This window comes from Veillonella fallax, assembly GCF_020687175.1.
GTDB lineage: Bacteria > Bacillota > Negativicutes > Veillonellales > Veillonellaceae > Veillonella > Veillonella fallax.
The window spans coordinates 1-12,606 of the sequence record NZ_JAJEQD010000001.1; the positions used below are offsets into that span (position 1 = coordinate 1).

The window sequence follows — 12,606 nt, forward strand, 5'->3', positions numbered from 1 at the left end:
CTCTTTAGAGGGCCGCCACTAGAGAAAGACCCTTATAGGGTCAGAGCAAACCACCCGTTCTACGGGTGGTTATGATTATATTAAAGTGGTAGTGTAATCTTTATATTAAATACCTTTGTATTGCTTGTGTACTTGATCTATGGCGGAACAGTCACTCTGGTAAGGTTATATTTAGTGATAAGAGAATGTGTGATACTTTTATAAATAGAATTAGGTTTATCATTATATTTTTTATTCTTTTATGGGGCATGTGTGTAACTATACATCACATTGGTTGATTTTGATATTTTTTCTCATTGACTTATATTCGTGAATCTTGTACTATTATTACATAGTAGTTGATAACAATTTTCAGTTATGAGGGTTGTATCATGTATGAGCGATATGGAGGTCACATATGAAAGGCATAATTATTGCATCCTTTGGATCAATTTATCAAGATGCTGTGGAGAAATCCATCGGCAGTATAGAGAAAAAAGTACGTTCCATGTATAGCGATATGGAGGTGCGCCGTGTATTCTTATCTGATGCATTAGTAGAGAAGTGGAACGAGAAGTATGATGATAAGATTTCTTCTTTCACAGAGGCTATGCAGGATTTTGCTCGCATGGGCATCGATGAGGTATACATTCAATCTGTAACATTGGTAGCAGATCAGTGTTACCAACAAATGCGTAAACAAGCATTAAAGTTTTTACATAGCAATGAATATGGTTTCACACAAGTGAACATTGGTAAACCATTGCTTACATCATTAGGTGTAAAAAATTATGCTGACGATTATGAAGCTACATTAGAAAGCATCGTGCGTCATGTTAATACAAAGGCGCTTAATAAATCTGTAGTACTCATGGCAAATGGTCAAAACCAATTAGAGTTTAGTACATTACAATTGAAAGCTATGTATGGGGCCGCACCAAATGTGGTAGTATTTACCACAAATGGTTTCCCTACATTTAAACAAGCGCTTACATTATTAGACCGTATGGGCCATAAAGATTTACTAGTAGTACCATTAGCTCTCATTGGTTCTACACATTTGATGGACTACCTTGGCGGTGACCGTTCTGATTCCATTTATGCATTGCTTGCTGAAGAAGGATACAATGTAGATATTTGGAATGAAGGCCTTGGTGAAAATCCTTATGTACAAGATTTATTCTTGAAACATTTAGGTCAAGCTATTCGCATGTCCGACAGGAAGCGTCCCATGCCCCGTGAATCTGTAAAACCTGTTATGACGAATTCTCGCATGGAAGCGCAAGGTATGATTTCTTAATTTAGTCTCTCACATAATTAGACATACATCTCATCACACTCCTTTACATAAGTAAAAGTCCTCCTTGTTGGCAATCCAATGAGGAGGATTTTTACTTTTACTATGAAAGATATTTATAATATCTATTTTATACGTCCCATGGTATGCCCCTAACGTGTTGTCTATGGTATGATTAAGATACATTATTAAATAGATAAGGAGACTTTCATGAAACAAGCTATCTTAGTTGTTGCCTTTGGGTCCACTGTTGACAGTGCTCGTGAACATAATATTGACTCCGTTGTGGAGTATATCCGTAAATCCTATCCAGAGTATACGGTGGAATTAGCATTTTCCTCTCGTATCATCGTTAAGCGGTTGCGTGAACGAGGGATTGAGATTCCTACTGAACAAGGTGCATTAGAAAAACTTATTCAAGAAGGCTATACACATATTTATGTGCAACCCCTACATTTTACAGGTGGTGAAGAGTTTGATAAGTTGAAAAATAATATTCTCGCTCATGAAGAAGAGGGCCAACTGGAAGTGTTGCGCGTAGGCAGACCACTCGTGTACTACATGGGCCAAGAAGAGCATCCTGATGATTATCAAATCTTGATTGATCGTTTTATTAAGCCACTCAATATTTCCAAAGATGATGGTTTATTATTGGTCGGTCATGGTGGCCTTGGTTCTGGCAATTCTTCATATGGGAATTTACAGTTTAAATTAATTCGTGATGGTCTTACGAATGTGCGTGTTGCAGTACTAGAAAATGCACCATATGTGGCAGATGTAGCTATGCCTTGGGAATGGCTTGATGGCAAACGGCCAAACACAATTTATGTGCATCCATTATTATTGGTACTTGGGGATCATGCACAAAATGATCTCTTTGGTGATGAAGAAGATAGCGTTGTCAATGAACTTGCTGGAGCGGGTTATGAAGTTAAACCAATTCATAGTGCCCTTGGTGAATATGAATCGATTCACGATATCTTCCGTCAACATGTGCAGGATTGTATCGATGATTTGTATGGTAAACGCAGTCCACATCGTCCTGCAATTCCAAATATTAAATAGTATCTTTGTATATCTTGTATAAATTAGTTATAATAAAAGATATGAAATTTATAAATAGATTGTAACTATAAGAATAGGAGAACCCCATGAAAGGAAAATTATATGGCATTGGCGTAGGCCCTGGTGATTCTGAATTGATGACTGTGAAAGCTGCTCGCATCGTAGGTGAAGCTGATATTATCATCACACCTAAAACAGAAAAGAAAGATGGTTCTGTAGCACTTAATATTGCATCCCCATACATTCAAGAACATACAGAAATCGTTCCTGTAGTATTCCCAATGGTATTGGATGATGCTACACAAGAGGAAGGCTGGCAAGAAGCAAAACGCATTATCTTGTCCTACTTAGATCAAGGTAAAAGCGTTGTATTCTTAACATTGGGCGACCCTATGTTCTACAGCACATACATGTATGTATATCGTTTGATCGAAAATACAGGTCATGAAATCGAAACAATCCCTGGCGTTACTGCATTCTGTGCTATTGGTTCTCACCTTGGTTATCCAATCGTAGAGAAAGAAGAAGTACTAGCTATCGTTCCTGCTACAGCACCTAAAGAAAAAATCGATGCTGTATTAGCCGTAGCTGATGATGCGGTAATCATGAAAGTATATAAAAACTTTGATGAAGTACAAGAAACATTGCTTAAACACAACATGGCAGATGATGCGGTTATGATTAGCCGTGTAGGTTTGCCTGATGAGCAAGTATACGTAGGCTTGGATAACATGCCAAAAGATACTAAACTCAACTACTTATCTACAATCCTTGCAAAACGTAAGGACCGTTAACAAACACGTCGTATTACGAGGTAATATCTATGAACACAGTACAGATTCCACGTGTTGTCATTGCAGGTACAAACTCTGGTGTAGGTAAAACAACAATCGTAGCAGGTTTATTAGCTGCTTATACAAATAGTGGACGTACGGTGCAATCCTTTAAAGTGGGCCCGGATTATATTGATCCGGGCTTTCATAAAATTGCATCCGGTCGTGATAGCTATAATTTAGATACGTGGCTCGTGCCACCTCACAAATTAAATCCTTTCTTTGCTACTATGGCGCATGGTGTTGACCTTGCTATTATCGAAGGTGTTATGGGCTTGTATGATGGCGGTCGCGAAGGGGTTAGTTCTACTGCCCAAATTGCGAAACAATTGAATGCACCGGTGGTGCTCGTTATCGATTGTAAGGCGATGGGTGAAAGTGCAGCTGCCATTGCTAAAGGTTTCCGTGATTATGACCCAGAGGTAAACTTTGGTGGTGTCATTCTTAACCGCTTAGGCTCTGCTAATCATGAGCGCATGGTTCGTGAAGGCATGGACAAGATTGGTGTTCCAGTCATTGGTGCTATTTATCGCGATGACCGTATGCACTCTCCTGAGCGTCATTTAGGCCTTACACCTGTTACTGAAGTCGATCCAACAGAAGCCATAAATACGATTCGTGAAGCTGTTGAAAAAATGGTTAATCTCAATCAATTATTAGAGATTGCATCTAGTGCGCCAGCGATTGAGTTACCAGATGCAGTTGATCCTAAGTCTGTTGAAAAGCGTGTAAAAATTGGTGTAGCTTATGATGAGGCGTTCTCTTTCTACTATCCAGCAAGTTTAGCCGCCTTAGAGGAAAAAGGTGCTGAAATCGTATACTTTAGCCCGCTTAATGACTTTGGAGTTCCTGATGTGGACGGCCTAGTATTTGGTGGTGGATTCCCTGAAATGTTCTTGTTCCAACTCTCTAGTAACGAGTCGATGAAGGAGTCTATCCGTCAAGCCAACGAAAAAGGTATGCCTATTTATGCTGAATGTGGTGGCCTTATGTATTTATGTGAAAGCATCCACGATTTCGAGGGTACCGTATATGATACGGTAGGTATTGTACCGGCTAATTGCATTATGCAACAAAAGCTACAAAAAGTAGGATATGTTACGGCTACAGCTAAGCGAGATACCTTGTTAGGCTCTGCTGATACATCTCTTCGAGGTCACGAGTTCCATTTCTCCACCATGGAGCCAACTGTAGAGAATTTCCCATGGGCATTCCACTTAGAAGGTGGCCGCAAACCTCAATCCTATGATGGTGGTTATGCGACTGACAATGTGTTAGCGTCGTATTTACATTTGAACTTTGCTGGTTCTGATGAAGGGGCGCAACATTTCATTGATATATGTGCTAAGTATAAAGCTAAAAGGAGCTAATTATGAGTGAACGAGGCTTAATTTTAGTTAATACCGGCAATGGTAAAGGTAAAACAACAGCAGCATTAGGTGTTGCATTACGCGCTGTTGGCCAAGGCCTTAAGGTTTTAATCTTACAATTTATCAAAAGTGGTAATGGCTATGGCGAACTAGCAGGTCTTGCTAAATTAGGGGACCAAGTAGAAATTCGTTCCATGGGGAAGGGATTTATTTACTATAAACGAGATGAAGTAGGCGAGGCTGAATTGGCACGTCACAAAGAGGCAGCTCAAGAGGCTTGGCAAACATTAGTAGAAGAAGTAAATTCAGATCGATGGGACCTCATCATTATGGATGAAATCAATAATGCCATTAATTATGAGCTTATTGATGTGAATTCTGTAGTAGATATGCTTAAACATAAACCTGAGCGCTTACACGTAATTTTGACAGGCCGTTATGCTAAACCTGAAATCCTTGACATTGCCGATACGGTAACAGAGATGAAGGTAGTAAAGCATGCTTATGAAAAGGGTATTAAGGCTGCTAAAGGTATAGAGTTTTAACTTATACGTCATAGGAATAATTAAATCTAAAATTTTCGAAAAAGTTCTTGCTAAAACTATATCGAAAATGTATAATATAGTCATAAGCACAAGGTGCTAAATATTCTTGACATTAAGTATGTATATAAGACTAACCAGGAGGTTAACTATGGCTGTACATGATTACATTAAATCCGGCGATTTCGCTACTGAAAAACACGTTCCTGTTATTGAAACTGTTGACACTGTAAAAGCAGGTGAAACTTTCCACGTAACATTGTCCGTTGGTAAAGACATTGCACATCCTAACACTGTAGAACATCACATTGAATGGATTAAATTGTACTTCGTAGCTGAAGGTACTCAATTGCCATTCGAAGTTGGTGAAGTTTCCTTCAACGTACATGGTGACGGCGCAACTGCAAACGAAGGCCCTGTACACGCAATTTCTGAAGGTTCTTTGGCAGTTTCCTTGAACAAATCTGGTAAATTGATTGCTGTATCCTACTGCAACATCCACGGTTTGTGGGAATCCGAAAAAGAAATCACAGTTGCTTAATTAACTTAATCAACTAATAAAGACCAGCCTTAGGGCTGGTCTTTTTGTATGTAAATTGTAAGGATAACTGAAATAATCACACTAAAATTATGTCCGCACTCAAAAGAATTTTGTTTTTATATGGTGGATAAAATGCCTTATATCCCTTTACAGTGCTATTTGTTTATGGTAAAGTATATGCATATTGATTTTTAGTAGAATAAGTTAAATGAGGGATTATTGTGGCCTTAATCGTTAAAAAGTTTGGTGGCAGTTCCGTAGCTACACCAGAAAAAATATTTAATATTGTTGATCGCGTCCTTCGTGAGAAGAAAGAAGACGATAAAATCGTTATTGTTGTATCTGCTATGGGCGATACAACAGATGACTTGGTAGCATTGGCTAAAGAGGTAACATCTAAGCCTTATGGTCGTGAAATGGACCGCTTGTTATCTACAGGTGAGCAAGTAACGATTGCATTGATGGCGATGGCATTCAACGAACGTGGTCATAAAGCGATGTCCTTAACAGGTGACCAAGCAGGTATTACAAGTAGTGATACATTTAATAAAGGCCGTATTTTGGGCGTTGATCCAAATCGCGTGTTTGAAGCTTTGGATGAAGGTAATATCGTAGTTGTGGCAGGTTTCCAAGGTATTACTGAATATGGTGACATGGTTACTTTAGGTCGTGGTGGCTCCGATACAACTGCTGTTGCATTGGCAGGTGCTATGAAAGCTGATGTGTGTGAAATCTTCACAGATGTTGAAGGTGTTTACTCTACAGACCCTCGCGTTGCAAAAGAGGCTTTCAAATTAGAAGAAGTAACATATGGCGAAATGCTTGAGATGGCACGTCTTGGTGCAGGTGTAATGCAACCTCGCGCCGTAGAAATGGGTTTCCGTTATGGTGTACCTATTCACGTACGTTCAACATTTAGTGACAAAACAGGTACTATTATTCGGGAGGATTATACTGTGGAAGCAAATAAACACGTAATTACTGGCGTAGCTGACGATACTAATACAGCAAAAGTAGCCCTTGTAGGCGTTGAAAATAAACCAGGTGTGGCAGCAACTGTATTTAAAGCATTGGCTGCAAAAAATGTGGACGTTGATATGATTGTTCAATCTATCCGTGCCGTAGGTGAACCTAAAACTGACCTTATCTTCACAGTAGCTATGGATGATGTTGTACTAGCTCGTGAAGTATTAGCAGAATTACAAAAAACTGTTGATATCGAAGCTGTAAACATCGACGAAAAAATGGCAAAGGTTTCTATCATTGGTGCAGGTATGTTAGGTCAACCAGGCGTAGCTGCTCAAATGTTTGATATCTTGAGCCAAGAAGGCATCAATATTGAAATCATTTCTACTTCTGAAATTAGTATTTCTTGCCTTGTTGCTGAAAATCGCGTTAAAGATGCTGTTCGTGTAATTCACAACGGCTTATTGTTAGACCAAAGAGGTTAATTCATGGATAGTCTACGTAGTTTTATGGATGAAATGCTTAATGACCAAGGTCGTAAGGAAGGTTTCATTAGCGATCTACTAGGAAATCTTAAAAATCAGCCTATTCCAACATTGGAGCAAGCTCAAACTGGTTATACTACTGTGAGTAATTTACATGGCATATTCTATGATTATGATAAGGCCGAAGTTACTATTTCTTATAAGGTGGTACCTGATATGTACCCACCTTATACATTGAGCTTTGTACAATTCCAAGCAGTGCTAGAAGGCTTATTAACCTTGCGCCGCAATCAAAAGTGGCAAATGCAACATAATAAATAAAATGAACCCCATGGGCTGTATGCCTGTGGGGTTTTGTATTTCGATAATTATTCTTAACATCTATATATAGGGTCGTCGATATGTTATAATAAATTGTTAGCATGAAATTAATTATATTTATATAGAAAGAAGGGACAGCATGGAAATAAATAAGGTTTATTCTGGCTTTCGCCTTGACCGCATTGAGCGCATTGATGAGATCAATGGTACCGCTTATGAAATGAAGCACGAAAAGTCTGGTGCTCGTTTAATTTATATCGATTCACCAGATTCTAATAAAGTATTCAATATTGCTTTTAGAACAACACCTCATAATAGTACAGGTGTAGCACATATTATGGAGCACTCCGTTCTATGTGGTTCTCGCAAATTCCCATTAAAAGAGCCATTTGTTGAACTTGTAAAAGGTTCTTTAAACACGTTCCTAAACGCTATGACATATCCGGATAAAACGATGTATCCTGTAGCGAGTAAGAACGATAAAGACTTCCATAATTTGATGGACGTATATCTTGATGCTGTATTCTACCCACGTGTTCGTGAAGATGCAGAAATCGTAATGCAAGAGGGTTGGCATTATGAGCTCGAAAATGCAGACGATGAACTTACCTACAAAGGTGTTGTGTTCAATGAGATGAAGGGTGTTTACTCATCTCCTGACTCTGTATTAGAACGCCAAATGATGCGTGAGCTTTTCCCAGATACAACTTATGGTGTTGATTCTGGTGGGGATCCTGATTATATTACAGACTTAACATATGAAGAATTCCAAGAGTTCTACCGTGTTCATTATCATCCATCCAATAGTTATATCTTCTTGTATGGTGATATGAATATTGAAGAACAATTAGCATTCTTGAATGATGAGTACTTAAGTCATTTTGATGCTATTGACGTTCATACGGAGGTAGCTCTACAAGCTCCATTTACAGAAGGTAAAGTAGTGAGCTATCCATATAGCGTAGGTTCTGAGGAGCCAACAGATAATCGTACATTGCATTCCTTTGCTTACGTATTGCCGGATGTAACACCAGAACATAGCTTGGCATTTGAAGTGTTAACACATGCTTTATTAACATCCCCTGCAGCACCTCTTAAACAGGCGTTGGTAAAAGCCGGTATCGGGTCTGACATTAGTGGCTACTATTTAGATAGCATTCGTCAACCTATGTGGACAGTACAAGCTACAGGTTCTAATCTAGATAAACAAGCTGACTTGCAACGTATTGTAGAATCCACATTACAAGAGTTATGTGATAAAGGCTTAGATAAAGAGTTATTAGAAGCTTCTTTAAATAGCATTGAATTTGCTCTTCGTGAAAGTGATTTTGGGGGTCGTCCTATCGGTTTAGCCTATATTATTCGTATGATGGATAATTGGTTATATGATAATGATCCATTGGAATTATTACACTATGAAGAGGCATTAACTAATATTCGAAAGGGCTTAGCAGGTACATACTTCGAAGATTTAATTCGTCATTCTATCTTGAATAACAACCATAAAGTTCTTGTTTCTATTTATCCTGAACGTGGTCTTCAAGAGCGTAAAGATGCAGAGGTTAAAGAGCATTTAGCTAATGTAAAAGCTAATATGACCTCTGAAGAAATCGAAGCAATTGTAGAACAAACTAAACGCCTAAAAATTCGTCAAGAAACACCAGATAGTGATGAAGCTCTAGCGTCTATTCCTTTGCTCGAGTTGTCTGATTTAAATCCTAATATTGAAGCCGTAGAACGTCGTGAAAGTAAAATTGGCAATACTACAGTTCATTTTGTACCTACTTTTACAAAAGGTATCAATTATGTAGGATTGTATTTTAAATTGAACTGCCTCACTGAGGAGGAACTATTCTACGCTGATATTTTAAGTGATATTCTTGGTCGTATTGATACATCTGAACGCGGTTATGAAGCACTGGCTAAAGATATTAATATGAATTTAGGGGGATTGAGTTCTGATATTACGGCCATCAGCAAAGATGGTAAGCGTGATGAATTTACGCCTCTTATGATTGTACGTGCGAAAGCATTACATTCTAAATTACCTGATTTATGTCGCTTGATTAATGAAGTCGTAAAAAAAGCAGATTATAGCGATGATCAACGTTTGACTGAACTTGTTCAAGAAAGTAAAGCCATTTGGGATAATGAAGCATTCCGCCGTGGTAATTCCATCGTAAGTCAACGCGTTATGGCTCAAGTTTCTGCAGTTGGCAAGTTTAGAGATAATGGTAATTTAGGATATTATCAAAAAATTAGTGAACTAGCATCTAATCCTGCAGCATTGCCATTATTACCAGAAAAATTAGCTGAAGTAGCTCGTAAAATTTTCCGCGCTAACAATGTAGATATTATGTTTGTTGGTGAAGAAGGTGAATTAGAAGCCTTTGAAAACCTAATGAAACCTTTTGTTGAAACTTGGGATACTACAGAATTAAGTAATGATGTATTACAAATCACTCGTCTATCTGGCAATGATGGTATTGTTACTGCTGGTAAGGTTCAATACGTAGCACAAGGTGGTAATTTTATCGATCATGGTTTCAAACATGTTGGTCCAATGAGTGTTCTAGAAACGATTTTACGTTATGAATACCTTTGGATTCGTATTCGTGTACAAGGTGGCGCTTACGGAGCATTTGCTAATTTCTATGATGATGGCAATATGATTTTCTGCAGTTATCGTGATCCTAACTTGTTAGAAACTTTGAATGTATATAAAGAGTTGCCTCAATACCTTCGTGACTTCACATTGACTGATCGTGAAATGCGTAAGTATATTATCGGTACTATGAGTTCTTTAGACTTGCCAATGACACCTGCATTGCGTGGACCTCGTGCAATGGGGATGTACTTCAGCGGTGCTAAATTAGAGGACAAAGTAGAGTTCCGTAAACAAGTAATCGCATGTAAGCCAGAAGATATTGTTGCATTAGCAGATGTGGTAGAACCTGTATTGAATGATAATCATATTTGTACAATGGGTAACGAACAAAAGATTAAAGATGCTGGTAATGTGTTTGATAACATTGTGTCTTTAGGATAAATAAGTTTATATCAATAAATGATATAACTTTAGTTTGACATATCTTCGGATGTATAAGTGGCATATTCATAATGGATATGCCACTTGTTTTCTGCTATAGGAGAGTTCTAATGAAAGGTAGATTTGCGCCTAGTCCAACAGGATATATTCATCTAGGTAACGTGTGGATAGCACTTTTATCATATATCTCCACACGCCAACAAAAAGGAACGTATGTTGTACGTATGGAGGATATAGACCTACAACGGTCAAAACGAGAACTAGGGGAAGCTTTACTAGATGATTTAGAATGGCTTGGCTTTGAATGGGATGAAGGTCCTCGTGTAGGTGGACCAGAAGTATCCTATTGGCAAAGTGAAAGACAAACATATTATGCAGACATATTAGAACATCTCAGATTAGAAAAACTAATTTATCCTTGCTTTTGTAATAGAACTAGATTGCAATCCATAGCATCAGCTCCTCATGTAGGAGAAGTGGTGCATCGTTATGATGGAAAATGTCGACATTTACGTGATGTTGAAATACAAGAGTTATGTAATAGTAAAGAACCATCCTTGCGCCTTGCTATAGATTCTTGTGATCTTGAGTTTGATGATCGATGGCAAGGTAAGCAGCATATTCATTTGGAAGGTGAACTAGATGATTATGTATTACGTCGTGGTGATGGTATGTACGCATATAATTTGGCAGTCGTATTAGATGATATAGCTATGGGAATAACTGAAGTGATTCGAGGCGATGATTTACTCGATACAATGGGACAGCAATTATATTTGTATAATACATTACAACAATGCTATCCCCATAAGAATATAGTGGTTCCTAAGTATGGTCATGCCCCACTTTTGGTAGATGCAGATGGACATAGGCTATCTAAACGTCAAAAGAGTATTACAATCCGCGAATTACGAGAACAGCAATGGTCAGCATCTAGGATTTTAGGCGAGTTAGCTGTTGCAGGTGGGCTTATAGATGGTGCTAGGTATGCTCATCCACAAATAAGCCTTTCTGATTTACTTCATTTAGACTTCTCAGTTCCTAGTTTGAGGCAAAAAACAATTGTCATTGAATGATACTAGATACATTGATTTTAGTTCTAAAATGTTTGCTAAAAGCGTATAATTCTTTAACTATAAAATTCGATACATTACATTGACAAAATTCGATATTTATTTATAATAGTATATAAGAGGTGGTCGAAATGACAATTCAACAAGCTTTAGATCAAAAGGTGTGGGCCGTTATTGGAGCCACTGATAAAACCGAAAAGTTCGGCTATAAGATTTATAAATGTCTTAAAGATCACGGATATGAAGTATATCCAGTTAATCCTAATGTTGCAGAAATAGATGGAGACAAATGTTACTCTAGTCTTTCTGCACTTCCTGTTGTACCAGCTGTTGTGGATTTTGTTGTACCAGAATCAGCGGGATTGGCTGCACTTGATGAATGTAAAGAACTTGGCATTCCAACTGTGTGGTTACAACCAGGAGCGGATAAACCATCTGTTGTTGAAAAAGCACATGCTTTAAACTTGCATGTCATTCAAGATTGTGTATTAGTTCAATTACCGTAGGAGGGTATAATGAGCGAATTAAAAGAATTAAAAACTGCTGAATATCAAGATTTAGTAAATCAAGGTGGCGTAACTGTTATTGATTTCTGGGCTCCATGGTGCGGTTATTGCGTACGTATGATGCCAATCATCGAAGAAATCGCAGGTGAGCTTGAAGGTAAAGCTAACTTTGTAAAAGTAAATGCTGACGAAGAACCAGAATTAGCTCGTAATTTACAAGTTGAAGTATTGCCTACATTTGTTATCCTAAAAGATGGCGAAGTAGTAGATCGTAAAATTGGTTTCTTGCCAAAGGGCGATCTTCAAGGTGCTATTGAATCTAAATTCTAATAATCTGAATAAATCTATATAGATAGAGTAAAAAAGACCTCATCAATGTATATCCAATGCATTGATGAGGTTTTTTTCATATTTTCTATAGAAGCAAATAAAAAGTGTCGTATAAATATAAAATTAGATTAAAATATAAAATTTAATTTTACATAATTCAATATTATTAATAACTTAGTATTCAAGCGGATTTTTAGGTATTTTTAAATGAGGAAAAAATGAAACATTAGTTTAACTTATTAATTTTTT

Annotated in this window: 12 protein-coding genes; all 12 read left to right on the top strand. The window is 37.7% G+C overall.

Translation table 11 applies throughout. The features are described from left to right. The first annotated feature begins 397 nt into the window (after window positions 1-397). Complete coding sequence (locus LKD20_RS00005) at window positions 398-1,279, top strand: sirohydrochlorin cobaltochelatase (protein WP_227720139.1); 882 nt, start codon at window positions 398-400, stop codon at window positions 1,277-1,279. Between the two features lie 207 nt (window positions 1,280-1,486). After that, window positions 1,487-2,341, top strand: a complete 855-nt coding sequence (locus tag LKD20_RS00010) for a sirohydrochlorin cobaltochelatase (protein WP_227720142.1) — start codon at window positions 1,487-1,489, stop codon at window positions 2,339-2,341. A gap of 86 nt (window positions 2,342-2,427) precedes the next feature. Continuing rightward, a complete protein-coding gene (gene cobI / locus LKD20_RS00015; protein WP_105085826.1) occupies window positions 2,428-3,135 on the top strand; it encodes a precorrin-2 C(20)-methyltransferase in 708 nt (235 codons plus the stop codon). A 29-nt stretch (window positions 3,136-3,164) separates the two neighbouring features. Continuing rightward, window positions 3,165-4,544, top strand: a complete 1,380-nt coding sequence (locus LKD20_RS00020) for a cobyrinic acid a,c-diamide synthase CobB (protein ID WP_227720146.1) — start codon at window positions 3,165-3,167, stop codon at window positions 4,542-4,544. A 2-nt stretch (window positions 4,545-4,546) separates the two neighbouring features. Beyond that, a complete protein-coding gene (gene cobO, locus LKD20_RS00025; RefSeq protein WP_227720148.1) occupies window positions 4,547-5,089 on the top strand; it encodes a cob(I)yrinic acid a,c-diamide adenosyltransferase in 543 nt (180 codons plus the stop codon). 148 nt (window positions 5,090-5,237) lie between these two features. Continuing rightward, window positions 5,238-5,627 (top strand): class II SORL domain-containing protein, encoded by a 390-nt coding sequence (locus LKD20_RS00030; RefSeq protein WP_227720150.1) that lies wholly within the window; start codon window positions 5,238-5,240, stop codon window positions 5,625-5,627. A 221-nt stretch (window positions 5,628-5,848) separates the two neighbouring features. Beyond that, window positions 5,849-7,078 (top strand): aspartate kinase, encoded by a 1,230-nt coding sequence (locus tag LKD20_RS00035; protein ID WP_227720151.1) that lies wholly within the window; start codon window positions 5,849-5,851, stop codon window positions 7,076-7,078. A 3-nt stretch (window positions 7,079-7,081) separates the two neighbouring features. Then, window positions 7,082-7,399, top strand: a complete 318-nt coding sequence (locus LKD20_RS00040) for a hypothetical protein (RefSeq protein ID WP_005386222.1) — start codon at window positions 7,082-7,084, stop codon at window positions 7,397-7,399. 139 nt (window positions 7,400-7,538) lie between these two features. Continuing rightward, window positions 7,539-10,448 carry an insulinase family protein gene (locus LKD20_RS00045; RefSeq protein WP_227720158.1) on the top strand — a complete coding sequence of 970 codons (2,910 nt, stop codon included), beginning with the start codon at window positions 7,539-7,541 and terminating at the stop codon, window positions 10,446-10,448. Window positions 10,449-10,558: 110 nt separating this feature from the next. Then, complete coding sequence (gluQRS, locus tag LKD20_RS00050) at window positions 10,559-11,524, top strand: tRNA glutamyl-Q(34) synthetase GluQRS (protein WP_227720160.1); 966 nt, start codon at window positions 10,559-10,561, stop codon at window positions 11,522-11,524. Between the two features lie 128 nt (window positions 11,525-11,652). Next, window positions 11,653-12,027: a CoA-binding protein gene (locus LKD20_RS00055; protein WP_227720162.1), complete on the top strand. Its 375-nt coding sequence runs from the start codon at window positions 11,653-11,655 to the stop codon at window positions 12,025-12,027. 9 nt (window positions 12,028-12,036) lie between these two features. After that, window positions 12,037-12,357 carry a thioredoxin gene (gene trxA / locus LKD20_RS00060; RefSeq protein WP_005386226.1) on the top strand — a complete coding sequence of 107 codons (321 nt, stop codon included), beginning with the start codon at window positions 12,037-12,039 and terminating at the stop codon, window positions 12,355-12,357. Window positions 12,358-12,606 lie beyond the last annotated feature (249 nt).

What these genes read in the sequence shown, in the direction of transcription:
- LKD20_RS00005 (WP_227720139.1), top strand. Translation starts at nt 398, where the DNA reads ATGAAAGGCATAATTATTGCATCCTTTGGATCAATTTATCAAGATGCT.
- LKD20_RS00010 (WP_227720142.1), top strand. Translation starts at nt 1,487, where the DNA reads ATGAAACAAGCTATCTTAGTTGTTGCCTTTGGGTCCACTGTTGACAGT.
- cobI (WP_105085826.1), top strand. Translation starts at nt 2,428, where the DNA reads ATGAAAGGAAAATTATATGGCATTGGCGTAGGCCCTGGTGATTCTGAA.
- LKD20_RS00020 (WP_227720146.1), top strand. Translation starts at nt 3,165, where the DNA reads ATGAACACAGTACAGATTCCACGTGTTGTCATTGCAGGTACAAACTCT.
- cobO (WP_227720148.1), top strand. Translation starts at nt 4,547, where the DNA reads ATGAGTGAACGAGGCTTAATTTTAGTTAATACCGGCAATGGTAAAGGT.
- LKD20_RS00030 (WP_227720150.1), top strand. Translation starts at nt 5,238, where the DNA reads ATGGCTGTACATGATTACATTAAATCCGGCGATTTCGCTACTGAAAAA.
- LKD20_RS00040 (WP_005386222.1), top strand. Translation starts at nt 7,082, where the DNA reads ATGGATAGTCTACGTAGTTTTATGGATGAAATGCTTAATGACCAAGGT.
- LKD20_RS00045 (WP_227720158.1), top strand. Translation starts at nt 7,539, where the DNA reads ATGGAAATAAATAAGGTTTATTCTGGCTTTCGCCTTGACCGCATTGAG.
- gluQRS (WP_227720160.1), top strand. Translation starts at nt 10,559, where the DNA reads ATGAAAGGTAGATTTGCGCCTAGTCCAACAGGATATATTCATCTAGGT.
- LKD20_RS00055 (WP_227720162.1), top strand. Translation starts at nt 11,653, where the DNA reads ATGACAATTCAACAAGCTTTAGATCAAAAGGTGTGGGCCGTTATTGGA.
- trxA (WP_005386226.1), top strand. Translation starts at nt 12,037, where the DNA reads ATGAGCGAATTAAAAGAATTAAAAACTGCTGAATATCAAGATTTAGTA.